Here is a 25,234-nt window from a genome sequence, read left to right as displayed (position 1 = left end):
GAAACGACGAGCCCCTCTCTCCGGGCGAGAGAGGGGCCTTTGCGACAGCCGATCGGGGAGGTGGGCCGGGGAGGCGTGCCGTCACTCCGCCGGCTGCAGGATGGCGGGGACGTCCTCCGCCAGCGGCAGCGGGTTGCCGTTGAGGGCTGCGGCGAGGCGGGCCTCGTCGACCTCGCCCTCCCAGCGGGCGACGACGATGCAGGCCACCGCGTTGCCGATGAAGTTGGTGAGCGCCCGGCACTCGGACATGAAGCGGTCGATGCCGAGGATCAGCGCCATGCCGACGACCGGCACCGAGGGGACCACCGCCAGCGTCGCCGCGAGCGTGATGAAGCCCGACCCGGTCACGCCCGCCGCGCCCTTCGAGGACAGCATCGCCACGAGGAGGAGCAGAGCCTGCTCGCCGAGCGACAGCGGCGTGTCGGTCGCCTGGGCGATGAACAGGGCCGCCATGGTCATGTAGATGTTGGTGCCGTCGAGGTTGAAGGAATAGCCGGTCGGCACCACGAGGCCGACCACCGGCCGCGAGCAGCCCGCCCGCTCCATCTTGTCGATGAGCGTGGGCAGCGCCGATTCCGACGAGGAGGTGCCGAGCACCAGGAGGAGTTCCTCCTTGATGTAGCGCACCAGCTTGATCACCGAGAAGCCGTTGTAGCGGGCGACGGGCCCGAGCACGACGAGGACGAAGATCGCCGAGGTGAGATAGAAGGCGAAGACCAGATAGGCGAGGTTGGCGAGCGACGAGACGCCGTACTTGCCGATGGTGAAGGCCATCGCGCCGAAGGCGCCGATCGGGGCCACCTTCATGATGATGTGGACGACGCCGAAGATCGCCTCGGCCGTGACCTTGATGAGATCGAGTACCGGCTTGCCGCGGTCACCCATGAAGGCGAGGCCGAAGCCGAACAGCACCGAGAAGAACAGCACCTGAAGGATCTCGCCCCCCGCGAAGGCGCCGACCGCCGTCGAGGGGATGATGTGCATCAGGAACTCGACGATGCTCTGCTCCTTGGCCTTGCCCGCATAGGTGGCGACGGCCTTGGGGTCGAGGGATTTGGGGTCGATGTGCAGGCCGTGGCCCGGCTGCAGCACATTGGCCACCACCAGCCCGACGATCAGCGCCAGCGTCGAGAAGGTGATGAAGTAGATCAGCGCCTTGGCGCCCACGCGCCCGACCTTCTCCAGATTCGTCATGCCGGCGATGCCGGAGACGACCGTGAGGAAGATCACCGGCGCGATGATCATCTTGACGAGCTTGATGAAGGCGTCGCCGAGCGGCTTCATCTCGGCGCCGAGCTGCGGGTAGAAGTGACCGAGCAGGATGCCGATCGCAACCGCGACGAGAACCTGGAAGTAGAGGGTCTTGTAGAGGGGCTTGGGCGCCGGCGGCGCCTGCGGAGCAGTCAGGGGCGATGGGACGGTCACGGCCATGGGGCGTTCTCCCGGCTTTCAGGGTTGCGGACAGGGCCGGTCGACGCGCCGGGCATGAGGCGCCCGACCGATTCCGGCTCTTGCTCTTGACCTTTCGGTGTGCAGCCTCTGCCGACGGAAAAGGCCGCGATCGGCTGGCGTGATGGCAACCGGCGTGCCAGCGCGTCGGGCCGGCAAATAATTTGTTAAGATGTTGTGAAAGGGAGGGAATTTCCGATGCCGGAGGAGACGCGGCCCGGCCCCGTTCCGGCCTCCCGCACGACGCTGCGGGGCCGCGTGCGGAAATCCGCAACGCCGACGGAGCCCCGCCGGCGGCAGGCCCTGGCCTGGGCTGCGGCCCTGGCGATCGTCGTGCTGGCGGCCTGGAGCGGCGGGCGCATTGCGGAGCGGGCGGCGCTGGCGGATCTGCGTCGCTCGGCCTTGTCCGGTCTCACCCTCCAGGTGGCCGCGCTGCGGGCCGAGATGCAGAAACAGGCGTCGCTCCCGCTCGCGCTCGCCGCCGATCCGGAGATCGCGCGGGTCGTCGCGGCGCAGGCGGAGCCGGGCCTCGCGGACAGGGTGAGCTTCCGTCTCTCCGAGATCGCCGGCGCGACGGGGGCCGCGGTCATCTACGTGATCCGGGCGGATGGCCTGACGGCCGCCGCGAGCAATGCGGGCACGGCGACGAGCTTCGTCGGCAACGACTATACCTTCCGGCCCTATTTCCGGGAGGCGCTGGCGGAGGGCGCCGGATCGCAGTTCGCCCTCGGCACGGTGAGCGGGCGCCCCGGCCTCTATCTGTCGCGACGGATCGCGGGCGGGAGCGGCGTCGTGGTGGTCAAGGTCGAGTTCGACGGCGTGGAGGCCGCGTGGCGGGGCAGCGGCGCGCAGGTCTTCGCCACCGACCCCCGCGGCATCGTCCTGGTGTCGAGCGAGCCGGCATGGCGGTTCCGCGCCCTCGGCCCGGTCGAGGCCGCCGAGCGCCAGCGGATCCGCGAGCGCCTCGACTTCGGCAATGCGGATCTGAGCCCGCTGCCCCTGCATCCCGTTGGAGAGAGCGGCCTGATGCGGCTCGGCGGGGCTGCGACGCCCGCGCGCCTCGTCCTGCCCCTCGACGCTGCGGTGCCGGACACCACCTGGCGGCTCCATACATTGACCCCGGTCGGCGCGGCGGTGCGGCGCGAGCGTCTCCAGACCCAGGTGCTCGCGGGCGTGGTGGCAGGAGCGGCCTGTGCGGGAATCGCCGTGCATCTGGGCCGCCGCCGCCGCATCCGCTCGCGCCTCGCCGAGGAGGCGAGCCGGCGCGAGGAGCTGGAGCGCCGTGTCCAGGAACGCACCCGCGCCCTCACCGACGCGAATGCGCAGCTCAGGGCCGAGATGGCGGAGCGCCAGCGGGCTGAGGCCGAGCGCGAGCGGCTCGGCCGCGAGCTCGCCCAGGCCGGCCGCCTCGCGGCGCTCGGCCAGTTCGCCGCCAGCATGGCGCACGAGATCAACCAGCCGCTCGCCGCCATCCGCTCCTACGCGGACAATGCCGCGATCCTGATCCGCCGCGGCCGCATCGAGGATGCGAGCGAGAATTTTTCCGCCATCGGCCGCCTCACCGAGCGCATCGCCGGCCTCACGCGCCAGCTCAAGGGCTTCGCCCGGCGGGCCTCGGGCCGGCGCGAGCCGGTGTCGCTGGCCGGCGTCCTGCGCAACGCCCTTGAGGTGGTGGAGGCCCGCGCCGCGACGGGCGGCGTCACCCTCGCGGTCGACCGGCCCGAGCCGGACCTGATCGTGCTCGGGGATGGGGCGCGCCTGGAACAGGTGGTGGTGAACCTTTTGCAGAACGCGCTCGATGCCGTGGCGGGCCGGCCCGACCCGCGCGTGACGGTGCGGGCGGCCGCCCTCGGCGACCGGGCGCTGCTGGAGGTCGGCGACAACGGGCCGGGGATCCCGGATTCCGTGCGGGCGCAGGTCTTCGACCCGTTCTTCACCACGAAGGCCGAGGGGCTGGGGCTCGGCCTCGCCATCTCGCGGGGCATCGTCGAGGAATGCGGCGGCACGCTCGCGGTCGCCACGGGCGAGGCGGGCGGCGCTGTGTTCCGCGTCGACCTCGCCCGCACGCAAGCGGCGGAGGAAGCGGCATGAGCGGACAGGCCGACAGGATCGTCTTCGTCGACGACGAGGAGGATGTGCGCCGGGCGAACCGGCAGAGCCTCGAACTCGACGGGTTTGCCGTCGAGGTCTTCCCGGCCGCCGAACCGGCCCTGCGGGCGATCCTCGCCGATCCGCCGGGGGTCGTCGTGACGGATGTGCGCCTGCCCGGCCTCGACGGGCTCGGCCTGTTCCGGGCGGTGGCCGAGGCGGATCCCGACCTGCCGGTGATCCTCATCACCGGGCACGGCGACATCACCATGGCGGTGCGCGCCATGCGCGAGGGTGCCTACGACTTCCTCGCCAAGCCCTATCCGGCCGAGCAGCTGATCGGCTCCGTGCGGCGCGCCCTGGAGCGGCGGCGCCTCGTGGTCGAGAACCGCTCCCTGCGCGAGCGCCTCGATGCAGCGGTGGCGGAGGATCCGGCCTTCCTCGGTGTCTCGCCGGAGATCACGCGGCTGCGCCGGTTCGTCCGCGACGTGGCGGAGGCGGATGTGGACGTGCTCATCTTAGGGGAAACCGGCTCCGGCAAGGAGGTGGTCGCCAACGCCCTCCACCGCTGGAGCCGGCGCAGGCGCGGCAACTTCGTGGCGATGAATTGCGGCGCGCTGCCCGACAGCGTGGTGGAGAGCGAGCTGTTCGGCCACGAGGCGGGCGCCTTCACGGGCGCCGTCAAGCGGCGCGTCGGGCGCATCGAGCATGCGAGCGGCGGCACGCTGTTCCTCGATGAGATCGAGAGCATGCCGCTCGCCCTGCAGGTGAAGCTGCTGCGGGTGATCCAGGAGCGGGCGGTCGAGCCGCTCGGCACCAACGAGGTGCGGCCGGTGGACATGCGTATCGTCGCCGCCACCAAGATCGACCTCGGGCAGGCCGCCCGCCCAGGGCACCTTCCGGGACGACCTCTATTACCGGCTCAACGTCGTCACGGTGGCGATCCCGCCGCTGCGCGAGCGCCGCGAGGACGTGGCGCTGCTCTTCGAGCATTTCTTCACCCGGGCCGCCGCCCGGATCAACCGCGCTCCGCCGCCGGTGACGCCGGCGATCCGCGACGTGCTCAACCGGCATTCCTGGCCCGGCAACGTGCGCGAGCTCAGCCATTTCGCGGAGCGCTGCGCCCTCGGCCTCGGACCCGCGGCGCCGGAGGAGCCCAGCGCCGCGAAACCGCTCACGCTGGCCGAGGAGGTCGATCGCTTCGAGCGGGGCCGGATCCGGGACGAGCTGATCATGGCGGGCGGCGACGTGCGGCTCGCCGCCGAGGCGCTCGGCACGCCGCGCAAGACCCTCTACGACAAGCTCGCCCGCCACGGGCTCGATCCGAACGCCTTCCGCTGATGCATGAGCCCACCACCGGCCGGACCGACCCGGGGAATGATCCGGCATCCGGTTGATCTGTTCGGAAACGAGAGGGCGCGGGAACCGCGGGAACCCCTCTCCCGCTGTACGGACCGGAGACAAGGGTTACAGGTGTTCGGAGACATGGGTGACAGGTTGCACCCTGAGTGTTGGCTGTGTCAGGTCGATCTGCCCCACCCTGTGGGTGATGAACACAAGGTCGACCCGACCATCGGTCTGAGTGGGCCGCAGGGCCAGCGGCTGGCCGACGAACGCCTTGGGCACTCGCACGAGCTGGCCGCGCACGCTGATCCAGCCGTCCCGCTGCACGCGCCGCACCTGATCGGTCGGATCGTACTCGATCGCCGGCAGCTCGGCCGGATAAGCGCGCCGGCTGATCTGGTAGCGGCTGGCCGGCACCGCCAAGCCTAAGGCCTCGTGCGGGCGCTCGCTGTTGTAGATCAGCCGGAAGCGATCGAACGCCCGCTGGCAGGCCGCCAGGCTGGCGTAGAACGCGCCATGCAGCACGTCGCGCTTGAGGGTGCGATGGAAGCGCTCGTCCTTGCCGTTGGTCTGCGGATGGTAGGGCCGGCTGTGGCTGATGTGGATGCCCAGCCGCAGCAGCCACACGGTGAGAGGCGTGTAGCGCTGGCCCGGTCCGTTGCCCCAGGGGCTGCCGTTGTCCAGGTTGATCCGCTCGGGCAGGCCGTAGCGCCGGAACGTGGCACTCAGCTGCCCCTGCACGGTCGCGGTGACCTCGTCGGCACAGGCCGCCAGGCAGAGCGCGTAGCGGCTGTGGTCGTCCAGCACGGTGAGAGGGTGGCAGCGGCCGCCGGCATGGGCGAAGTGGCCCTTGAAGTCCATCTGCCAGAGAGCGTTGGGCCGGGGGTGCTCGAAGCGGGTGAACGGGATGCTGGGGGCATCGGGTTGGCCCAGCCGGGCGTGGCGCGCCAGCACGGCGGTGATCGTCGAGGCGGCCGGGACCACCTCCTGGCCCTGATCCTGCAGCCGTCGGCGCAGCTTGCGCCCACCCCAACTCGGATGAGCCGTGCGCAGTTCCAGCACCGCCTCCTCCATCTCGGGGGACGTGCGGGCCGGGCTGGCGTGCGGGCGCCGCGAGCGGTCGTCCAAGCCCGCGCCACTCCGCGCCCGGCCCAGCCACTTGTAGCCAGTCTTGCGGCTGATCCCGAAGCGGCGGCACAGCGCCGCCACGTTCGCCGCCTCCTGCTGGGCCAGACCCACGAACTCGGCGCGGTTGTCTATGACTGACACCTCTTGCCAAGGCACGACACGCTCCCGCATCGATTGCTCTTGGCCATTGTGTCACCCATGTCTCCGAACACCTGTAACCCTTGTCTCCGGTCTATACAGCGGGAGAGGGGCAGGGGTGAGGGTCCCGGACGGATCCGCAACAATCCTGAAGCCGTGGTGCTGGCAGCGGCACGGTTCAGTCGTCTTGCTGAACCACCTGGGCCCTCACGTGGGATCTTCGATCCGTATACCCCTCTCCCGCACGGGAGAGGGGTTCCCGCGGTTCCCGCGCCCTCTTGTCTCCGAACAGATCAACCGGAAGCCGGATCAGTTGACACCAGAGTTGCCGACCCTGGCGAATGAAACTTTTGCGTGCCCTTGCCGAGTTTCGCACATACAAGGACAGCGAGTTTCTATTTAGTTTCGATCGGGACGCTAGGTCAGAACGTGAGACCGACCCGCAGCCGCAGCTGGTGGCGGTCGAAATTCGTCAGGTCGAGGGGCCGCGGATCCGCCGCCGCGCCGCCGGCCACCTGCACGCCCCAGGTGAACGACATCCAGGCACCCTCGGAGAGCGCGGCGTAGAGCGTCGGGCCGAGATAGAGGGCCGCGCCCGCGAAACGGTCGAGGCCGAGCCCCTCATAGGCGCGCGCGTAGCGCAGCTCGCCGCCGAGGAAGAGCCACGGCCGCACCCGGTAGGCGAGGGCGCCGGACACTTCGAGGCCGGAGCTGCGCACCGTCTCGCCGCCGCCGAACTCTGCACGGGCCAGGCCCAGGTTGAGATTGAGTGCGCCGACGAGCAGGCCCGGGATGATCTCGCGATCGGCGAGAAGGGCCGCCTCCACCCCGTAGGCGCGGGCCGCAAGACCGGATCCGCCGTCGATCGTCCCGATGCTCGGAACGACGCTCAGCGTCAGGCCGATGGGCGCCGTGCGCCGGTCCAGCAGGCGCAGACGGGTCTCCACGAAGCCGCCATTGAATCCGCTTTCCCCGCGCACGGGCAGGCCCGGCGTCGCGGCCAGGTCGAAATGCGAGAAGGACAGCCCGGGCGCGATCCGGAAATCCGAACTGAGCGGCAGCTTCAGCGCGAGCGTCGGGTCGATGGCGCGGACCACGCCCGCCCGCAACCGCCCGATCCGGGCGGTGGTCTCCTGCTCCAGCTCGCGCTCGCCCGGCACGCCAATATCCGACCCTTCCGTGAACCCGAACAGATGCTCGCTGTCGATCTCCGCTTCGGCCTGCCCGGCCTCATGGGCGATCGCCGCTACCGGCCCGGCGAGGAGACAGGACATCAGGAATCCGCCTGCGACGGCGCGAGTGCGGGAATAGCCTGAGGGTATCATGATCCCTTGTCCTACACGATATAGCAAAGGCTATAACATCCGGCCGAAACTGCCAAGGTCCGTGCCTCTCGCCAGGAGAAGGGGGTTGACTCCACCAAACCGGATTTGAATTCTAGGATCATGGATGAACCGCGATCCGATCTCGATGCAAGGCTTGCCGCAAGGCTCCGGGGCTTGCGCACTGCCCAGGGTCTGACCCTGGAGGCGCTCGCGCAGCGCTGTGGGGTGAGCCGATCGATGATCTCGCTGGTGGAGCGCGCGGAGAGCAGCCCGACCGCGACTGTGCTCGAACGGCTGTCGGCGGGGCTCGGGGTATCGCTCGCGGCCCTGTTCTCGCCCGAGCACCGGGAGGATGCCTCCCCGCTGAGCCGGCGCGCGGATCAGCGCTGCTGGCGCGATCCGGGGACGGGCTATCGGCGCCGCAACCTCTCGCCGCCGGGCTTTTCCTCGCCCCTCGAACTCGTGGAGGTGGAGCTGCCTCCGGGTTCGACGGTCGCCTACGACAGCATCCGCGTCCCGCCCCTGGAGCAGCAGGTCTGGGTGCTCGACGGCACGGTCGTGGTGACGCTGGGAGAGGCGGTTCATCGGCTCGCGGCCGGCGACTGCCTCGCCATGCGCGTCGACCGGCCGGTCGCCTTCCACAATCCCGCCGATCACCCTGCCCGCACCCTCGTGGCCGTCTCCACGGGCGCGCGGGCCTGACCGATGAGAGGTCCCGTGACCGATCCGATGATCCGCGCGCTCTCCGGTGAGGAGGCTCTGGCGCGCAGCGAGGCGCTTGCGGCGATTCTGGTCGACTGCGTCGCGGGCGGAGCCTCGGTGAGCTTCATGGCGCCCCTGCCGCAGGCCAGGGCCGTCGCCTATTGGCGGGACGTGGCCGAGAGCGTCGGGCGCGGGGAGCGCAGCCTGATCGTGGCCGAGGAATCTGACGGCACGCCGGTCGGCACCGTCCAGATCGTCCTGGCGCAGCCCGAGAACCAGCCGCACCGGGCCGACCTGTCGAAGGTGCTGGTGCTGAGGCGGGCGCGCCGCCGCGGGATCGGCGCCGGCCTGATGCGGGCTGCCGAGGATGCCGCGCGCCGTGCTGGCAAGACGCTCCTCGTGCTCGACACCGCCAGCCCCGAGGCGGAGCGGCTCTACGAGCGGGCGGGCTGGAGCCGGGTCGGCGTCATCCCCGGCTACGCGCTCCTGCCCGACGGGCGCCCCTGCGATACGGTCTATTTCTTCAAGGCCCTGGCGTAGAGGGGTCGGACGCCTCTCGAAAGCCATCTTGGCCTGCGAGGGCTCCGCCCCGTCATGCCTTTCGAAAGCCCGATGATGTCGACCGATTCCCCGTCCCCTGGCACCGTCGTCGCGGTCGGCGATGTGCGCTTCGGCAATCATCTGCCGCTGAGCCTGATCGCCGGACCCTGCGCGCTGGAGAGCCGCGCCCATGCCCTGGAAGTGGCTGCGGCGCTCAAGGAGATGACCGCACCCCTCGGCCTCGGCCTCGTGTTCAAGTCATCCTTCGACAAGGCCAACCGCACCTCGGCCGGATCGGCCCGCGGCCTCGGCCTCGCCGAGGCCCTGCCGATCTTCGCCGAGATCCGCGAGCGCCTGCGGCTTCCCGTGCTCACGGATGTGCACGAGGCCGGCCAATGCGCGGTCGCGGCGGAGGCCGTCGACATCCTGCAGATCCCGGCCTTCCTGTGCCGCCAGACCGACCTGCTGCTCGCCGCCGCCGCGACCGGGCGGGCCGTGAACGTCAAGAAGGGGCAGTTCCTGGCGCCCTGGGACATGGCGCATGTCGCCGCCAAGGTCACGGCCGCGGGCAACCCCAATGTGATCGTCACCGAGCGCGGCGCGTCCTTCGGCTACAACACCCTCGTCTCGGACATGCGGGCCCTGCCAATCATGGCGCGGGTGACGAACGGGGCTCCGGTGGTGTTCGACGCCACGCACTCGGTCCAGCAGCCGGGCGGGCAGGGCGCCACGTCGGGCGGGCAGCGGGAATTCGTTCCGGTGCTGGCGCGGGCGGCGGTGGCGGTGGGTGTGGCGGGCGTCTTCATCGAGACGCATCCCGATCCGGACCGCGCGCCGTCGGACGGACCCAACATGGTGCCGCTGCGGGCCATGCCGGCGCTGCTCGGCGACCTCGTCGCCTTCGACCGCCTCGCGAAGGCGCTCTGAAAGAAGTTCGTCCCCGTTCCAGGAAGCCGGCATGGTCGTGCCGGCCTCGCCGCCGCCGCGGCCCGTCGGCTTTCAGCGAATGGCTGCAATGGATCGATAATCGCGCGACGCATCGACCATCCTTCCGGCCGCTGTCGTGATCAGATCATTCCTCGGCACAGTGTATCGCGCGCTGCCGATCGAAGACGGACCCCTCGGATCTTGTCGCCCCCTTGCGTGAGACCATCGGATCAAGCGCAGTGTCGCGCGTTGCTGCCGGGCAGGATCGAATCAACATCGCCGTGATCGTCGGCATCGAATCGAACAACATCGGAAGAGCTGAGTTCAGTTAAGCTCATCCGCACGCAAATTCCTGTACATTCCACGTCGGCAAGCTGCGCCTTGACCATAGGACCGCATGGATCGGGGGGTCGGCGGAGACCGGACCGCGCCGGATCGACACTGCTCGACGAAATTTCATGCACTTCCCCGACCAGGGATTGACATCGTCGACGCCGCGGGTACGCAGTGATGTACGAAAATCATCGGCTAAGTACAGGCTGACACGGGCCATGGCCTCCGACCTCACGTTGATCACGGCCGATATCGTGTCCCTCTACATCATGAACAATAGTATTGGGGCTGATGATCTCCCGAATCTGATTAGATCGGTTCATTCGGCGCTCGAAGACATCGACCGGGTGGAGAAACCGCAGCCTGCGACGCTCGAACCGCCGGTGCCGATCGAGCAGACCGTGACGCCCGACTACATCGTCAGCCTGGAAGACGGAAAACCCTATAAGACCCTGGGCCGTCATCTGCACACGAAGGGTCTCACGCCCGATCAATACAGGCGGAAGTGGGGTCTGCCGCCCGATTATCCGATGATCGCGCCGTCCTATGCGGCGCACCGGGCCGAACTGGCCAAGCGCGGAAGCCTCGGCCGGAAGCTCGGCTCCCGCGCCGAAGGCGACGACGCCGAGTGATCCCAACGGCCCAGGATGCCGACGCATCGGGCCGTTGGGATCATTCGCCACCGGCTGCGCCGACCCTGACGGATGAACCCGGCTACAAGGCCCCCGATGGCAGCCCCAACGGCCCTCATGCTGAGGTGGCCGGCGCGAGCCGGCCCTCGAAGCACCCCGGATCGGTGCTCCCGGCCACCCGGATCTTGGATGCGCGGTCAGGTGTGTTTCGAGGCCGCCCGCGCGATCTTCGATCGCCTGCACCTCAGCATGAGGAACGGGGCGGCTTCCACGCAGGTGGGTTTCGATCTAGGCGGCGAGCAGCGCTTCGAGGGCGAGATCGTAGGAGAGGGGCCCGAATCCCGCGATCACGCCGCGCGCCACCGGCGCGATATAGGAGTGGTGCCGGAAGCTCTCGCGGGCATGGACGTTCGAGAGGTGGACCTCGATGACCTCCGCCTTGGCACCCGATATGGCGTCGCGCAGCGCCACCGACGTATGCGTGTAGGCGCCTGCGTTCAGGATCACGCCCGCCCCCGCGGCGCCCGCCTCGTGCACCCAGGTGACGAGATCGCCCTCGTGGTTCGACTGGCGGAAGGTGAGAGCGGCGCGCGCGCCGGCCCGGTCGCGCAGGCGCCGCTCGATATCGGCCAGGGTGAGCGCGCCGTAGATGCCGGGCTCCCGGATGCCGAGGAGGTTCAGGTTCGGGCCGTTGAGGACGTGGATGTCGCGCATGATCGTGTCCTTAAGTCGGATGGCTAACGGGTGGGGAGCGCCGGATGTGGCGCGAGATGGGTCTGCGCCGCAAGACGGATCGGCGCGTTGATGGCCCCGTAGCCGCGATAGTCACGCCGTTCGACGATCTCGAAGAAGAACCCGCCCTCGAGCACGCTGCGCGTATAGACCTGGAAGAACTCGGCCTGTCCGTCGCGGTCGTAGAGGATGTTGCCGGCGCGCAGCCGCGCGATCGTCTCCGCGCTCAGGTCGGTCCGGACTTCGAGATCGTCGTAGTAGTTCTCCGGGATCGGCAGGAGGTCGACACCGTTCGCCCGCAGCGCCTCGACGGTCGCGAAGATGTCGTCGGTGGCGAGCGCCACATGCTGCACGCCTCCGCCGAAGGCTTCCGAGAGGAAGCGCGACGACAGCGTCTGGCGGCTCTGCGAGGCGTTGAGGACGAGGCGCAACGCCCCGCCGGGCGCCTCGACGGCCTGGCTCTGCACCACGCCGCCGGGATCCACCACGTCCTGCACCGGCTGCTGCGCGAGGTCGAACAGCCCGGTGTAGAACAGGAGCCAGGTCAGCATCTCCTCGTGGCGCATGCTCTGCGAGAGGTGATCGACCGCGATGAGGCCCGCATCCCCGGTCGGTTCCGTTGCGACCGGCTCGAAATCGACGTTCCACAGCCGGTCGAGGCCGCTGCGGCGGTCGACGAAGTAGAGGAGGCTGCCCCCGACCCCACGCACCGCCGGGATGTCGAGCTCGCCCGGTGCGACCGCCTGCCGGAACGGCTCGTCGAGGAGCGCGACGGCCCGCTCCACCGCCGCCTGCGCATCGTCGACCTTCAGGGCGACGGCGCAGACCGAGGCGCCATGCGTGACCTGGAAGGAATGAGCGAATCCCTCCTTCTCAGTGTTGACCACGAGGTTGATGCCGCCCTGGCTCCAGCGCGTCACGGATTTCGAGCGGTGGCGGGCGGTCCGGGCGAAGCCGAGCCCGCCGAGCATGCGCTCGAAGGAGGCGGCGGCCTCATCGTCCATCGCGAACTCGATGAACTCGACGCCCTCGCAAGCCGCGCGCGGCGGCAGCACCGGGAGATTCGGCACGGATGAGCGGCGGCGCAGGTCGTCGAGCATGACGAGGAGGGACCGGCGGCCGTCGACCGCGACGCTGCGCGCCGAGCCGGCCCGGAACCGGTCGCTGAAGATCTCGAGCGACATCAGGCCGTCGAAGCCCGTCGCCCCCAGCGCGTCCGCGAAGGCGGTGATCGGCAGCTCTCCCTGGCCGGGGAAGCAGCGGTAGTGGCGGCTCCAGGACAGGTAATCCATGGCGAGCTTCGGCGCGTCGGCCATCTGCACCAGGACGATCTTCTCCTTCGGGATCGACCGGATGGCACTCAGATCGGTGCCGCGGGCGAGCACGTGGAAGCTGTCGAGCACGAAGCCGACCGCCGGATGGTCGGCCCGGCGCACGATCTCCCAGGCATCGCGGTAATCATTGACGTGCCGCCCCCAGGCCAAGGCCTCGTAGCCCACGCGGAAGCCGCGCGCCTGCGCCCGCTCGCCGAGCTCCCGGAAATCCGCGGCCGCCCGGTCGATGCCGCCGAGGCTGTCGGGCGAGACGTTGGAGCAGACCATCAAAAGGTCGCAGCCGAGCTCCTGCATGGTGTCGAACTTGCGCTCGGCGCGGGCGAAGACCTTGGCCCGCTGCGGCTCGGGCATGCCCTCGAAATCGCGGAACGGCTGGTAGACGGCGACCGAGAGGCCGAGGTCTTCGGCCATGCGGCGCACGTCGCGAGGCGTGCCGCTGAAGGACAGAAGGTCGTTCTCGAAGATCTCGACCTGCGTGAAGCCGGCGGCGGCGATCGCCTCCAGCTTCTCGCCGAGCGTGCCGCTCAGGCAGACGGTCGCGATGGCAAGCCTCATTCCCGTGTCTCCTTCGAGGCGGTGCCCGACCGCCGTCACAAATCGGCATCGCGGTTCTCGCGCGACCGCGATGCCCGTCCCCGTGGCAGGCCGCGCGCCGTCACGCTCCGGCAAGCCGTCCGCCCGATGCGAGTTCCTCCCGCAGCCGATCGTATTCCGTCTTGCCGACCGGAACGGCACCCGGCTGTCCGAGGTCGCTCATCCGGATGCGGTAGGTCTCCCGGGCCGAAAGGGCGGCGAGCGCGGCAAGCACGGTGATCGCCAGGGTGATCGCCCCGACCGTCAGCGGGATGTTGGCCGAGCCGGGGGGCGCCACCGCGGCGAACAGGGCCGGCAGCATGGCGGTGATCGCCGTTCCGAGGTTCTGCGAGATCGCCATCGCCGAGACCCGGGTCCGAGTGGGGAACAGTTCGGGGTAGAAGCTCGGATAGACGGCATTATAGCCCTGATACACCACGCCCCACATCAGCAGCGACATCGCGATCGCCAGCGGCACGTTGTGAATGCTGATGGCGTAGAGATAGCCGAACGAGAGCAGCCCGGAGCCGATCGCCCCGATGATGATCGGCGGTCGGCGGCCGATCCGGTCCGACAGGTTGCCGACATACGGGATGACGAGGACCGCAACGATGTTTCCGAGCACCGGGATCCACAGATAGACGTCCTTCTCGAACCCGATGCCGTAGGCGGCCTGGACGGCGTAGGCGGCGCCGAAGATGGTGGCGACGACCGGGATGACGTTCATCAGCGCCATGCAGACGACCCGCAGCATGTCCGCCCAGCTCGTCCGGAAGGCTTCGACGACCGGCGAGCGCGGGATCTCGCCATGCGCCCCCTCCTCGGCGAAGGCCGGCGTCTCCTCGACCTCCCGGCGGATGATGAAGCCCGCGATGATCACCACGACGCTGAGCAGGAACGGGATGCGCCAGCCCCAGGTGTTGAACGCCTCGGCCGGCATGTAGTGGGCGAGGGGAAGGAACACGGCGGCGGCAAGGATCTGGCCGGCCTGGACGCCCTGCAGCGTGAAGCTCGCGTAGAAGCCGCGCCGCCCGAACGGGGCGTGCTCCAGGATCATCGAGCTCGCGCCCGAGATCTCGCCGGCCACCGCGAAGCCCTGGATCAGCCGCAGGACCACGAGCAGGATCGGCGCGAGGATCCCGACCTGCTCGTAGGTCGGCAGCAGGCCGACCGCGATGGTCGAGAAGCCCATCAGGAACATGCACAGGATCAGCACGTACTTGCGGCCATGGGTGTCGCCCCAGTGCCCCAGGACGAAGGCGCCGATCGGCCGGCTGACATAGCCGACGCCGTAGGTCGCCAGCGACGCCACGATGGCCACCATGGGATTGGCCGCCGGAAAGAAGATTTGCGGGAAAATTAGCGAGGCTGCCGTCGCGTAGATGAAGAAATCGTAGTATTCGAGCGCAGATCCGATCCAGCCGCTCGCTGCAGCCTTCTTGGATTGCTGCCGTCTGTGTGAATCTGGATGCGTTTCTGCGTTGCTCATGGTCGTTTCCTCTCCTGTGCTCTGCCGAGCGGTTTTTTCGTTCGATCGGGCATCGGCCTGCCCGTTTCTGGAGCTGCGGCGCGCTCTTCAGGCCGGACGCCGATGCCGGACCGGCCGCCGTCCGGCCCGTCGCGCCGCGATGCTCATCCGTCGCTCCGCGGCGGCGGGGGGCTGCCTTCCTCCGCATGGGCCGCAATCGCGGCGTCGAAGGCCTGCGCCATCGCGGTCTCGGGTGCGTCCACGCCCGTGAACAGCCGGAACGCGTCGACCGCCTGGTGGATGGCGAGATCGCGTCCGGTCATGGTCGGGGCGCCCAGGCGCGCCGCCTCCCGGAGGAGCGGCGTCCACAGCGGCGAATACACCGCGTCCGCGACCCAGATCTCGGGCCGGAGGAGGTGCGGCGGAACCGGACTGCCGCGGTTCGGCAGCATCCCGACCGGCGTCCCGTTGACGAGGCCGCCCGCACCGTCGAGCGCCTGCTCGACCGTTCCGCAGACGCGCAAAGCCGCGCGGGGTGCGAGCGCGGCGGCGAGGGAGGCGGCCTTGGCCGGATCGCGATCGACGAGGCGGATCTCAAGCCCGGGGAACCCGCTGAGCGCCACCGCGATGGCCTTCCCGACGCCGCCGGCGCCGATCAGCGCGACGGGGCCGCGCGGAGCCGGTCCGAACCTCTGCGTCAGGGCGCGGGCAAAGCCGCTGGCATCGGTGTTGTGGCCGACGAGACGGCCGTCCTCGACCACGATCGTGTTCACGGCGCCCACCGCCCGCGCGCCCTCGGACAGATCGTCGAGGAGCGGAACCACCGCCTCCTTGTAGGGAAAGGTGACGTTCGCGCCCGCGAACCCGATCAGGCGCAGCCCGTCGAGGAGCGTGCGGAGCAGCGCCGGGCCCGCTCCGGCGACGTCGATGAGCTGGTAATGCGCCCGCATGCCGAGGGCGCGCGCCGCCGCCTCGTGCATCGCCGGCGAGGCCGAATGCTTGATCGGTGACCCGATCAATCCGAGCAGGAAGCGCTGCTGCTGTACCGGGGCCATGAGACGGGCGCCTTGGGCAAGGTGACGTCGGATTGCGGCACGCTCGCGTCGGACGAGCCCCGCGACCATGATTCCTAGCGCTCCTGACCCCGTTGTCCGAATACCAATTCCGGCGTCGAACGTAACATCATGTTATGATTTGTCCGGAAATGCGCTCAGCCCGCCGGGCCACCGCCCTGGGGGACATATCGGCCTGCCGCGTCATCTCCTGCCGAAGGTCCTTGACGAAGCTCTCGGCAAACAGGCTGAGCGTGCTGCCGGCCTTGCGGGCGATCCAGGTCTGGAAGCGGGTCGGCTCCTCGATGCGCAGGACGCGAATGCCCGGAAAGGCGCCGTCGGCGATGGTGAACTGATCGATGACGGCGATGCCGAGGCCGGCCTTCACGAGAGAGCAGACGGTCGAGCCGAACCGCGCCCGGATGGTGATCTCGTAGGCGAGATCGCGCGCGCGGAAGATGTCCGACATGATGCGCCCATACGGATCATTCGGGTCGATTCCGATGAGCGGATGCTTCACGATCTCGCGCGCCGAGATCGACTCATGGGCCGCGAGCGCGTGATGTTCCGGCACGATGCAGTACAGGTTGCCGCTCGCGAGTGGCTCGAAGATCAGGGCCGGGTGTTCGAGGCGATAGCTCATCGCGACAACCTCGCCCTTGCCGAGGAGGAGATAGTCGATGGCCTCCTCGATCTTCAGGATGTTGATGTCGATGAGGAGCTGCGGATACTTGGCGCGAACGCGCTCGATCGCCCGCGGCACCATGACGTGGGAGATCGATGGCACCGAGCCGATCAGGAGTTCCTGAGCGGCGCCGCTCCGCGTGCGCTCCACGACGTAGCGGAGATCCTCGACCTTGTCGAAGACCGCATTGATCTGTTCGAACACGGCCCGCGCCTGCTCGGATGGCACCATGCGGCCGCCACGGCGGTCGAACAGCCGAATGCCGAGGGAGGTCTCGGTATATTTCATGAGGCGGCTGATGCCCGGCGCCGAGACGTTGAGGAGCCGGGCGGCTCCCGCCAGCGTTCCCGTCACCATCACGGCCCGGGCCACCTCGATTTGGCGTAGCGTCAGCATGGGATGCCTCTAGAGCAATTTCCGACGAAGTGGATGCCGGTTCGTCGCAGAAAATGCGGCAAAATCAAAAACCTAGAGCAGGATCCATTCCACCGCGGACCCTGCTCCAGGGCTCCTCGGCCGGGTGGGATCATCCATCCGCGTCGCAACCGATGACATGGTGACGGTCCGGGCCAGGGGCAGCGGTCTTCTCCAGCACGACGGTCCTGCACGGTCCGGACGTGATGAGAGGGGGGCGGCTCCGGCGTTCCGGGACGGGATTGACGTGAACGTACCAGTTCGTTAATTTCGAGGACAAGCAAGGGGCGAGCCGCCCGATTCGAGGAAACGCCGAGGTCGCCATGACGCATCAAGGGTCGAGAACCGTCCGGCCGTGCCGGGCCACGCTGACGGGAGGGCGGCCGTGAGCGCTCCGTCCCGCATCCTCCTCGGCCTCATCGGCACCGGCATCCAGGCCTCCCGCACTCCCCCGATGCACGAGCACGAGGGCGATGCCCAGGGCCTGCGCGTCCTCTATCAGACGATCGATCTGGAGCGGCTCGGCCTCGGCCCGGAGGCGCTGCCGGAGCTGCTCACCGCCGCCGAGCGCATGGGCTTTGCCGGCCTCAACATCACGCATCCCTGCAAGCAGGCGGTGATCCCCCATCTCGACGCGCTCTCGCCCGACGCGGCGGCCCTCGGGGCTGTCAACACGGTGGTGCTGCGGGAGGGCAGGCGGGTCGGCCACAACACCGATTGGTGGGGCTTCGCCGAGAGCTTCCGGCGCAACCTGCCGGGCGCCGCGCTCGGCCGCGTCGTCCAGCTCGGAGCGGGCGGGGCCGGGGCCGCGGTCGCGCACGCGCTGCTGACGCTCGGCGTTCAGGATCTCGCCATTGCGGACGTGGATCCCACCCGGGCGGAGCAGGTCGCCGAGGGGCTGTGCGGACGCTTCGGCGCGGGACGCGCCCGGGCCTCGACCGACCTCGCCGCCGACATGGCGCAGGCCGACGGCCTCGCCCATTGCACGCCGACCGGCATGGCGGCCCATCCGGGGCTGCCGCTGCCCGCCGAGCTGCTGCGCCCCGCGCTCTGGGTCGCCGAGATCGTCTATTTCCCCATCGAGACCGAGCTGCTGCGCGTCGCGCGCGGCCTCGGCTGCCGCACTCTCGATGGCGGCGGCATGGCGGTGTTCCAGGCCGTCGAGGCCTTCCGGCTCTTCACTGGGCGCGAGCCCGATCCGGCGCGGATGCTGCGCCACTTCGCCGAACTCGGCGACAAGGCCGCGAAGACGGCCGCCTGACAAGACGCCCCCCACGCTTGAGAGGAAACTTCATGTCCGTCCACGCCGTTGAGGCCGGTGCCATCGCACCCGCCATCCCCCCTGCCGCCACCGCGGCGCCGCGCAAGGCCGCGCTCGCGAGCTGGATCGGCAGCGCCGTCGAGTACTACGACTTCTTCATCTACGGGGCGGCCGCCTCGCTGATCTTCCCAAAACTGTTCTTCTCGCCGGACAATCCGCAGGCGGCCCTGATGCTGTCCTTCGCGACTTTCGGCGTCGCCTATATCGCGCGGCCCTTCGGGGCGATCGGCCTCGGCCATATCGGCGACCGGTTCGGCCGCAAGCGGGTGCTCACCTTCACGCTCCTGCTGATGGGCTTCTCCACCTTCATCATCGGCTGCCTGCCGACCTATGCGCAGGCCGGGCTGCTCGCGCCGACGCTCCTCGTCCTCGCCCGCTTCATGCAGGGCATCTCGGCGGCGGGCGAGCAGGCCGGCGCCAACTCGATGACGCTCGAACACGCGCCCGCGGATCAGCGCGCCTTCTTTACGAGCTTCACGCTCAGCGGCACCCAGGCCGGCCTGATCCTCGCCAATCTCGTATTCCTTCCCATCACCGCCCTGCCGGAGGAGCAGCTGCTGTCCTGGGGCTGGCGCATTCCCTTCTTCCTCAGCGCCCTCGTGGTCGCGGTGGGCTTCTGGGTGCGCCGCAGCCTGCCGGAGACGCCTGTCTTCGAGGAGGAGAAGGCGCAGCACAAGGAGGCCGCGCTGCCGGTGGTGACCCTGTTCCGCACGCAATCGGCGGATCTGCTGCGGGTCATCTTCGCGGCGCTCGTCTCGGTGGTCAGCACGATCGGCGCGAACTACGTGCTCGCCTATGCGGTGCGTGAGGTGAAGATCTCGCAGCCCACGACCCTGCTCGTCCTCATCCTGGCGAATGTGGTGGCGCTCGCGGCGATCCCGCTCTGGGCGAAGCTCGCCGACCGCATCGGCCGCAGGCCCGTCTTCATCGCCGGCTCCCTCGGCTCGGCCGTGACCGTGTGGCCGCTGTTCTGGGCGGTCTCGACCGGCAACGTGCCGCTGATGTTCGTGTTCGGGGTCCTGCTGTCGGGCGTGGTCTACAGCGCCGCCAACGGCGTCTGGCCCTCGCTCTACGGCGAGATGTTCGACACTCGCGTCCGGCTCTCGGGCATGGCGATCGGCACGCAGATCGGCTTCGCGCTCGGCGGCTTCGCGCCCACCATCGCGGCTGCGATCCAGGGCAGCGGGCCGACGGGCTGGTACCCGGTGGCGGCTTTCGTGACGGTGACCTGCCTGATTTCCGCCTTCTCGGTCTATACGGCGCGGGAAACCTACCGGACGCCCCTGCACGCGCTCGGCCGCCGCTGAGGCGGCGCCCGGCGGAATGCCGGGGCCGGCATCGAGACGACACGAATGTGCAACGGCCCCGGGGCAACCCGGGGCCGTTGGCTTGAGGGATGATACGGCTTCCGGTTGATCCGTTCGGAGACAAGCGGGCGCGGGAACCGCGGGATCCCCTCTCCTGTGCGGGAGAGGGGTATGGGGATCGAAGATCCCACGTGAGGGTCCCCGGACCGTTCCGCAATGATTCTGAAGCCGTGGTGCTGGCAGCGGCCCGGTTCAGGCTTCTTGCTGAACCACCTGGACCCTCACGCGCGATCTTCGATCGCCTGCCCCTCTCCCGCACGGGAGAGGGGTTCCCGCGCGGACTCGCTTGCGGGACTTAAGGAGGGCGCTTGGGCGGGCGCGGTTCCCGCCCTCAGGTAGGCGCGAGCGCCCGCACGACCGCATCCGCGATCAGCTGCCGATGTTTCGCCCGCCGCTCCGGCGCGAAAAGATCGACATCGAAGATCGCCCCGAAGGTGTGCCGGTTCGCCACCCGAAAGAAGCACAGCGCGCTGATCATCATGTGGACGTCAACGGCATCGACGTCGGTCCGGAAGCGGCCGTCGGCGCGCCCGCGGGCCAGAAGGTCGTCGATCAGGGCGATGACCCGCCGATTGATCTGACGGATCGACTCCATCCCGGCGAGATGCTTGGCCTTGTGGATGTTCTCGATGGTGACGAGGCGGATAAAGGCGGCATGCGCCTCGTCCGAATCGAAGGTCTGGCCGATCAGGCGGCGCAGGCCCTCGACGGGATCGCAGCGCTCCAGGTCGAGCCCCGCCTCGAGAGCCCGGATCTCCGCATAGGCGCGCTCCAGAACCGCAAGGTAGAGCCCCTCCTTGCTGCCGAAATAGTAGTAGATCATGCGCTTGGAGGTGCGCGTGCGCTCCGCGATGGCGTCGACGCGGGCTCCGCTCAGGCCGTTCTCGGCGAATTCCTCCGTCGCCACCGTGACGATATCGGCCTTGGTGCGCTCCGGATCGTGACCGCGCATCCCCTCTGCGCGCTCCGCGCGCGACGATCCCGCCATATCCGCCGCCCATCGCCCCTCTGGCATCCCCCGGACAGGTACCGGGGCCGGAGCGGCGCGTCCATGCGGCACGGGCGGAATCCCCGCGCTTGGCCGCCCGCCATCCTCACCCGAGACGGGCCAGCCCGTGCAGGCCGATGTCGAAACGCGTCTCCCCGGTCGTGGCGAGATCGGCCAGGATCTCGCCGATCACGCTGCAGAACTTGTAGCCGTGGCCCGAGCAGGGCGAGGCGACGACCACCTGGGATAAGTCCGGCAGGGTGTCGAGGACGAAATGCTCGTCGGGCGTGTTGGTGAACAGGCAGGTGCGCAGCGCCATGGTCGGGCCGTCGGCCTGCGGGAAGTAGCGCCGCAGCGCCTGCCGCAGCAGCGCCTCGTCGCGGGGATGCACCTCCCGGTCGATGGTCTCGGCCGGCCCGGTTTCGCGCAGATGATGGTAGAGACCGATCTTGAAGCCCGGCAGCCCCCAGACCGGGAAGCCGTAGAAATGCCCCTCGTCGAACAGGGCATTGAAGACCGGAAACCGGCCGAGCGCAAAGGCGGCGGGCTGCGTCGGCTGGAACCAGCCGAGAACCTGCCGCTCCGGCACGGCGCGCCCGGCGAGCGCCGGGACGAAATCCTGCATCCAGGCCCCCGCCGCGAGGACGAGCCGTCCGGCCTCGTAGGTGCCGCGCTCCGTGCGCACCCGAACCCCGCCGGCGGCGGTCGGCTCCCAGCCGAGCGCCCGCTCCCGCGCGCGGATCTCCGCCCCCGCGCCCTGCGCCAGGGCGACATGGGCCACGATCGCGCGCTCGGAGGCGACGAAGCCGCCCTCCGGCTGCAGGAGGGCGAGGTGCCCCTCCGGCAGCGCATAGCCGGGGAAACGCGCGTTCAGCTCCCGCGCCGGGAGGAGCTCGTGCGGGAGATCGTGCAGCCGGCACGCGTCGACGGCGCCCGCGACGACGCGGCTCTGCGCGGGGCCGGCATCGACCGAGCCGGTGATGAAGAGCAACGGCTCGCCGAACAGCACCTCCGCCTCGCGCCAGTTGGCATAGGCGCGGCGCAGCAGCGGCACGTAGGACGGATGCTCGAAATAGGCGAGGCGGATGATGCGGTTCACCCCGTGGGACGAGCCCATGGCGTGGGGGATGTCGAACCGCTCCAGCCCCAGCACCCGCTGGCCGCGACGGGCGAGGTGCCAGCAGGTGGCAGAGCCCATCCCGCCGACACCGAGCACGATCACGTCGAAGACTTGCGACACCGGATCATCCGCGCCCCCGCGGACCGGCCGCGAAGCCGGTCCGCTCACCCGATCATTCCGAGGGAGTGTCCGCCGGAGCCTTGGGCGGGAAGAGATCGCTTCCGCCCTCAGCGCCTTCCTGGGTCTCGTAGCGCGTGCGGCGCCGACGCCGCGGACGCGCCGGCGGCTCCGCGGCCTCGGCGGGCGGCGCGACCGGTGCGTGCTCCTCGACGGGGGCCGGGACCGGCGCCGGAGCCGGGGCGGGCCGGACCGGATTGGTCAGAAAGGCCGGCAGGCCGGGCTCCTCGGCGGCGGGCAGTTCGGGCCGCGACTCCTCGCGGCGCGGCCGCTCCGGGCGCTCGCGGCGAAACTCGCCGCGGCCGCCGCCCTCGCGGTAGCCGTCCTGACGGGGCTGCTCGCCGCGGAAATCCTGGCGCGGCTCGCCCTGGCGCTCCGGCCGGTCCTGCTGGCGATCTTGCTGGCGGTCCTGGCGCTGGGGCCGGTCGCGGTTCTGGAAGCGGTCCCGCCGATCCTGCTGCCGGTCGAAGCGGGCCGGACGGTCGTCGCGCTCGCCGCGGGTCTCGTAGGGCTGGGGCTGCTGCGAGGGATCGACGTAATCCTCCGCCTGGCCGTAGCCGTTCGGGGTGTAGCCGTTGCCGCCGCGATTCTCCGGGCCGGCCGCGTAGCCGTTGGTCTGCGGGGCCTCGTCCTCGCCCTCCTCGTCCTCCTCGAAGGACGGGCGGAAGCCACCGAACTGCTGCCGGTACTGCTCGTTGGCGGCGGCGATGATGCGCTGGTAGTGCTCGCCGTGCTGGAAATAGTTCTCCGCCATCACCGGATCGCCGTTCGCCTGGGCGTCGCGCGCGAGCTGGGCGTATTTCTCGGCGATGTGCTGGGCCGTGCCGCGGATCTTGACGTCGGGACCGTTCGATTCATAGGCCCTGGTGAGCGGATTCGGGCCCTTGTTGCGGTTGCGGCCACGCATACGCCGGTTCTGGTTTGGTCTCATCGGTCTCGACTGACCCTCGTTCGACTTAACTCAAGGGGATACTACCGGGCGAACGGCCCCTCTCGTGGCGCCTCGACCGGCCGACGGTCCCGTCCGCCTGCCCGCGACGATGTCCGTCATGCACTGCACAACCGCGGGCTCTCGCAGGTCCGGGCCGCCCGGCGCTTGTCAGATGCGAACCGCCGAACCCGACCGCTTCGTACCTCAGGGTCTGCCCGGTGGTGGAAGATCGTCCAAGTTTCGCGCCTGGAGGAGCGCTCGGAAACTTAGCCAGGCTGTCTACCGGACCGTTCACGATCTACGGCGGGACGTTAGCGGGTTCAGCTTGCAGAGCCAAGCGAAATCGCACGCAACGGCATCAGAAACCTGAGGAATCCGGGTTGCGGCCCGGCTCCCGGGCCATCACCACGGCACGCGGATGCCCCGCCAGGTCGCGGCGCACAACCACAACCTGAAGCCTCGCCGCCTCGGCGAGATGACGCAGCGCCTCCTCTTGATCATACCCGATCTCGACAATCAGCCGCCCCCCGGGCGCCAGCAGAACGGCGGCTTGCCCGAGGATGACGCGGTAGGCATCGAGTCCATCGGAGCCGCCATCGAGGGCCATCCTGGGATCGTGGACACGGACTTCGTCGGCGAGCCCGTCGATCATCCTGCTCGCGATATAGGGCGGATTCGCGACAATTACATCGAAGGGCCCGCGCAGCGACCCGGCCCAATCGCCTTGCACCCATAACGCGCGGGCGCCGACGCCGTTCTGGTCCGCATTGTCGCGGGCGGTGACGAGCGCCTCGCGCGCGCGGTCGATGCCGAGGCCCGTGGCGCATGGCCACTCGCTCAGCAGCGCGACGAGGAGGCAACCCGAGCCCGTGCCGAGATCGAGCAGGCGGATCGGCGCGGTCCGCTCCAGGCCGAGGGCGAGGGCGGCCTCGACGACGGTCTCGGTGTCCGGGCGGGGCACCAGCGTCGCGGGGGAGAGGCGGAAGGGCAGGCCCCAGAATTCCCAGGCTCCGAGGATCCTGGCGACGGGTTCTCCTTCCGCGCGGCGCAGGAGCGCCGCCGAGAGGCGGGCGGCCTCCCGCGCCTCCAGCTCCCGGTCGCCGGCGAGGACGAGATCGATGCTCCGCAGGTTCAGCGTCTCGATGAGGAGCAGCCGGGCATCGCGCATGGCCGTCGCGATGCCCCGCCCGGCGAGGAACGCGGCGGCGTGAGACTGCGCCGCGGCCCGGCTGAGGCCGGCCCGGACAGGCTCGCTCACCCGAGTCCCTCGGCGGCGAGCAGGGCCGCCTGATGCTCGGTAACCAGCGCGTCGACGAGCTCGTCGAGGGCGGTCCCGGCCAGAACCTCCTCCAGCTTGTACAGGGTCAGGTTGATCCGGTGGTCGGTGACGCGCCCCTGCGGGAAGTTGTAGGTGCGGATGCGCTCGGAGCGGTCGCCGCTGCCGACCTGGGCGCGGCGGTCGGCGGCGCGGGCCGCGTCCTTCTGGCTGCGCTCCTGCTCGTAGAGGCGGGCACGCAGCACCGCCATGGCGCGGGCGCGGTTCTTGTGCTGGGAGCGCTCCTCCTGGACGAAGACCACGATGCCGCTCGGCATATGGGTGATGCGGATGGCCGATTCCGTCTTGTTGACGTGCTGGCCGCCGGCGCCCTGAGCCCGCATGGTGTCGATCTTGAGATCGGCCTCGTTGACGTGGATGTCCACCTCCTCGGCCTCCGGCAGCACCGCCACGGTCGCCGCCGAGGTGTGGATGCGCCCCTGCGTCTCGGTCTCGGGCACGCGCTGGACCCGGTGGGCGCCGCTCTCGAATTTCAGCCGCGCGAAGACGCCGCGGCCCTTCACCTCCGCCACCACTTCCCGGTAGCCGCCCATGGTGCCGGGGCTCTCCGAGACCACCTCGACCTTCCAGCCCTTCAGGTCGGCGTAGCGGGCATACATGCGGAACAGGTCGCCCGCGAAGAGCGCCGCCTCGTCGCCGCCGGTGCCGGCCCGGATCTCCAGGATGGCGCTCTTCTCGTCGGCGGAATCCTTCGGCAGGAGCAGGATCTGGAGCGCCTTGGCGGCGGCGTCGCGGGCGGCCTCGACCTCGGGCTTCTCCTCGGCCGCGAGCGCCCGCATCTCGGGATCGCCCTCCTCCAGCATCGCCTCGACGCCGCGCAGCTCCGCATCGGCGGCCCGGTAGGCGCGGATCGCCGCCACGACGTCGTCGAGGTCGGAGAGTTCGCGCGAGAGCTGGACGAAGCTCTCGGAATCGGCCTCGCCCGCGCTGAGAGTCGCGGTCACGATGTCGTGCCGCGCCAGGATGGCATCGAGTCGGTCGGAGGGTATGGCGATCATCGATGAGGATATGGGCTTGATCCGGGCCGGATACAGCGGGCTTGCGGCCGCGCGCGCCTCACGCCGGGAACGACCGCGTATAGCAGGTCTGCGCCGCGTGACGAGACGGCCAAGGGGCGAATGGCCTTGCGC

Annotated in this window: 20 protein-coding genes and 1 pseudogene; 8 read left to right on the top strand and 13 right to left on the bottom strand. The window is 69.7% G+C overall.

The features are described from left to right. Positions 1-81: 81 nt before the first annotated feature. Positions 82-1,431, bottom strand: coding sequence for a dicarboxylate/amino acid:cation symporter (locus MNOD_RS00620; protein ID WP_015926891.1), 1,350 nt, complete (start codon positions 1,429-1,431; stop codon positions 82-84). 216 nt (positions 1,432-1,647) lie between these two features. Between MNOD_RS00620 and MNOD_RS00615 the strand changes: the two genes are divergently transcribed. Beyond that, positions 1,648-3,540, top strand: a complete 1,893-nt coding sequence (locus MNOD_RS00615) for a sensor histidine kinase (RefSeq protein WP_015926890.1) — start codon at positions 1,648-1,650, stop codon at positions 3,538-3,540. Then, positions 3,537-4,878: pseudogene (locus MNOD_RS00610) on the top strand (sigma-54-dependent transcriptional regulator). Before MNOD_RS00615 ends, MNOD_RS00610 begins: the two are co-directional and overlap by 4 nt. Positions 4,879-5,004: 126 nt before the next feature. Here the strand turns inward: MNOD_RS00610 and MNOD_RS00605 are convergent. Both MNOD_RS00605 and MNOD_RS00600 read right to left on the bottom strand, forming a co-directional pair. Further along, positions 5,005-6,165: an IS481 family transposase gene (locus MNOD_RS00605; protein WP_043750061.1), complete on the bottom strand. Its 1,161-nt coding sequence runs from the start codon at positions 6,163-6,165 to the stop codon at positions 5,005-5,007. Positions 6,166-6,569: 404 nt separating this feature from the next. Next, positions 6,570-7,421, bottom strand: a complete 852-nt coding sequence (locus tag MNOD_RS00600) for a hypothetical protein (protein ID WP_244424633.1) — start codon at positions 7,419-7,421, stop codon at positions 6,570-6,572. Positions 7,422-7,646: 225 nt separating this feature from the next. On the opposite strand from MNOD_RS00600, the gene MNOD_RS00595 reads away from it, so the two are divergent. The 4 genes from MNOD_RS00595 to MNOD_RS00580 all read left to right on the top strand — a co-directional run bounded on the left by MNOD_RS00595 (position 7,647) and on the right by MNOD_RS00580 (position 10,606). Further along, positions 7,647-8,174 carry a helix-turn-helix domain-containing protein gene (locus MNOD_RS00595; protein ID WP_425277493.1) on the top strand — a complete coding sequence of 176 codons (528 nt, stop codon included), beginning with the start codon at positions 7,647-7,649 and terminating at the stop codon, positions 8,172-8,174. Positions 8,175-8,177: 3 nt separating this feature from the next. Further along, the gene (locus MNOD_RS00590; RefSeq protein ID WP_015926886.1) at positions 8,178-8,714 is read left to right on the top strand and encodes a GNAT family N-acetyltransferase; all 537 of its coding nucleotides are present in this window, start codon (positions 8,178-8,180) and stop codon (positions 8,712-8,714) included. Positions 8,715-8,789: 75 nt separating this feature from the next. Then, a complete protein-coding gene (kdsA, locus tag MNOD_RS00585) occupies positions 8,790-9,641 on the top strand; it encodes a 3-deoxy-8-phosphooctulonate synthase (protein ID WP_043750058.1) in 852 nt (283 codons plus the stop codon). A 551-nt stretch (positions 9,642-10,192) separates the two neighbouring features. Continuing rightward, positions 10,193-10,606, top strand: coding sequence for a Ros/MucR family transcriptional regulator (locus MNOD_RS00580; RefSeq protein WP_015926884.1), 414 nt, complete (start codon positions 10,193-10,195; stop codon positions 10,604-10,606). A gap of 288 nt (positions 10,607-10,894) precedes the next feature. Here MNOD_RS00580 and aroQ read toward each other — a convergent pair whose 3' ends face one another. The 5 genes from aroQ to MNOD_RS00555 all read right to left on the bottom strand — a co-directional run bounded on the left by aroQ (position 10,895) and on the right by MNOD_RS00555 (position 16,846). Continuing rightward, on the bottom strand, positions 10,895-11,320 hold the full coding sequence (gene aroQ, locus MNOD_RS00575; RefSeq protein ID WP_015926883.1) for a type II 3-dehydroquinate dehydratase: 426 nt from the start codon (positions 11,318-11,320) through the stop codon (positions 10,895-10,897). Between the two features lie 23 nt (positions 11,321-11,343). Continuing rightward, positions 11,344-13,227, bottom strand: coding sequence for a bifunctional sugar phosphate isomerase/epimerase/4-hydroxyphenylpyruvate dioxygenase family protein (locus MNOD_RS00570; RefSeq protein WP_015926882.1), 1,884 nt, complete (start codon positions 13,225-13,227; stop codon positions 11,344-11,346). Positions 13,228-13,327: 100 nt separating this feature from the next. Then, on the bottom strand, positions 13,328-14,734 hold the full coding sequence (locus tag MNOD_RS00565; protein ID WP_015926881.1) for an MFS transporter: 1,407 nt from the start codon (positions 14,732-14,734) through the stop codon (positions 13,328-13,330). A gap of 143 nt (positions 14,735-14,877) precedes the next feature. Beyond that, on the bottom strand, positions 14,878-15,768 hold the full coding sequence (locus tag MNOD_RS00560) for a shikimate dehydrogenase (RefSeq protein ID WP_015926880.1): 891 nt from the start codon (positions 15,766-15,768) through the stop codon (positions 14,878-14,880). A 127-nt stretch (positions 15,769-15,895) separates the two neighbouring features. Further along, positions 15,896-16,846 (bottom strand): LysR family transcriptional regulator, encoded by a 951-nt coding sequence (locus tag MNOD_RS00555; protein WP_015926879.1) that lies wholly within the window; start codon positions 16,844-16,846, stop codon positions 15,896-15,898. A 403-nt stretch (positions 16,847-17,249) separates the two neighbouring features. On the opposite strand from MNOD_RS00555, the gene MNOD_RS00550 reads away from it, so the two are divergent. Both MNOD_RS00550 and MNOD_RS00545 read left to right on the top strand, forming a co-directional pair. Next, a complete protein-coding gene (locus MNOD_RS00550; protein WP_015926878.1) occupies positions 17,250-18,125 on the top strand; it encodes a shikimate dehydrogenase in 876 nt (291 codons plus the stop codon). A 32-nt stretch (positions 18,126-18,157) separates the two neighbouring features. Further along, positions 18,158-19,492 carry an MFS transporter gene (locus tag MNOD_RS00545; RefSeq protein ID WP_012634403.1) on the top strand — a complete coding sequence of 445 codons (1,335 nt, stop codon included), beginning with the start codon at positions 18,158-18,160 and terminating at the stop codon, positions 19,490-19,492. A 391-nt stretch (positions 19,493-19,883) separates the two neighbouring features. Here MNOD_RS00545 and MNOD_RS00540 read toward each other — a convergent pair whose 3' ends face one another. The 5 genes from MNOD_RS00540 to prfA all read right to left on the bottom strand — a co-directional run bounded on the left by MNOD_RS00540 (position 19,884) and on the right by prfA (position 25,102). Beyond that, entirely contained in the window at positions 19,884-20,540 is a 657-nt protein-coding gene (locus MNOD_RS00540; protein ID WP_012634402.1) for a TetR/AcrR family transcriptional regulator, read from the bottom strand. Between the two features lie 106 nt (positions 20,541-20,646). Then, positions 20,647-21,780: an N-methyl-L-tryptophan oxidase gene (solA, locus tag MNOD_RS00535; protein WP_012634401.1), complete on the bottom strand. Its 1,134-nt coding sequence runs from the start codon at positions 21,778-21,780 to the stop codon at positions 20,647-20,649. 52 nt (positions 21,781-21,832) lie between these two features. Beyond that, positions 21,833-22,744: a DUF4167 domain-containing protein gene (locus MNOD_RS00530; protein ID WP_043747775.1), complete on the bottom strand. Its 912-nt coding sequence runs from the start codon at positions 22,742-22,744 to the stop codon at positions 21,833-21,835. 382 nt (positions 22,745-23,126) lie between these two features. Continuing rightward, complete coding sequence (prmC, locus tag MNOD_RS00525) at positions 23,127-24,026, bottom strand: peptide chain release factor N(5)-glutamine methyltransferase (RefSeq protein ID WP_012634399.1); 900 nt, start codon at positions 24,024-24,026, stop codon at positions 23,127-23,129. Continuing rightward, the gene (gene prfA / locus MNOD_RS00520) at positions 24,023-25,102 is read right to left on the bottom strand and encodes a peptide chain release factor 1 (protein ID WP_012634398.1); all 1,080 of its coding nucleotides are present in this window, start codon (positions 25,100-25,102) and stop codon (positions 24,023-24,025) included. The genes prmC and prfA overlap by 4 nt, the downstream gene beginning before the upstream one ends. Positions 25,103-25,234 lie beyond the last annotated feature (132 nt).

Origin of the sequence: Methylobacterium nodulans ORS 2060 (assembly GCF_000022085.1) — a bacterium.
GTDB classification, from domain to species: Bacteria; Pseudomonadota; Alphaproteobacteria; order Rhizobiales; family Beijerinckiaceae; genus Methylobacterium; species Methylobacterium nodulans.
Note: the sequence above shows the minus strand (reverse complement) of the source record. Positions and strands in the feature narration are given on the sequence as shown.

Excerpts from the sequence above, each read along its gene's own strand:
- aroQ (WP_015926883.1), bottom strand. The coding sequence starts at position 11,320 with ATGCGCGACATCCACGTCCTCAACGGCCCGAACCTGAACCTCCTCGGC.
- MNOD_RS00565 (WP_015926881.1), bottom strand. The coding sequence starts at position 14,734 with ATGAGCAACGCAGAAACGCATCCAGATTCACACAGACGGCAGCAATCC.
- MNOD_RS00545 (WP_012634403.1), top strand. The coding sequence starts at position 18,158 with ATGTCCGTCCACGCCGTTGAGGCCGGTGCCATCGCACCCGCCATCCCC.
- MNOD_RS00570 (WP_015926882.1), bottom strand. The coding sequence starts at position 13,227 with ATGAGGCTTGCCATCGCGACCGTCTGCCTGAGCGGCACGCTCGGCGAG.
- prfA (WP_012634398.1), bottom strand. The coding sequence starts at position 25,102 with ATGATCGCCATACCCTCCGACCGACTCGATGCCATCCTGGCGCGGCAC.
- MNOD_RS00560 (WP_015926880.1), bottom strand. The coding sequence starts at position 15,768 with ATGGCCCCGGTACAGCAGCAGCGCTTCCTGCTCGGATTGATCGGGTCA.
- MNOD_RS00530 (WP_043747775.1), bottom strand. The coding sequence starts at position 22,744 with ATGCGTGGCCGCAACCGCAACAAGGGCCCGAATCCGCTCACCAGGGCC.
- MNOD_RS00600 (WP_244424633.1), bottom strand. The coding sequence starts at position 7,421 with ATGTCCTGTCTCCTCGCCGGGCCGGTAGCGGCGATCGCCCATGAGGCC.
- MNOD_RS00620 (WP_015926891.1), bottom strand. The coding sequence starts at position 1,431 with ATGGCCGTGACCGTCCCATCGCCCCTGACTGCTCCGCAGGCGCCGCCG.
- MNOD_RS00615 (WP_015926890.1), top strand. The coding sequence starts at position 1,648 with ATGCCGGAGGAGACGCGGCCCGGCCCCGTTCCGGCCTCCCGCACGACG.
- kdsA (WP_043750058.1), top strand. The coding sequence starts at position 8,790 with ATGTCGACCGATTCCCCGTCCCCTGGCACCGTCGTCGCGGTCGGCGAT.
- MNOD_RS00555 (WP_015926879.1), bottom strand. The coding sequence starts at position 16,846 with ATGCTGACGCTACGCCAAATCGAGGTGGCCCGGGCCGTGATGGTGACG.
- MNOD_RS00590 (WP_015926886.1), top strand. The coding sequence starts at position 8,178 with ATGAGAGGTCCCGTGACCGATCCGATGATCCGCGCGCTCTCCGGTGAG.
- MNOD_RS00580 (WP_015926884.1), top strand. The coding sequence starts at position 10,193 with ATGGCCTCCGACCTCACGTTGATCACGGCCGATATCGTGTCCCTCTAC.
- MNOD_RS00540 (WP_012634402.1), bottom strand. The coding sequence starts at position 20,540 with ATGGCGGGATCGTCGCGCGCGGAGCGCGCAGAGGGGATGCGCGGTCAC.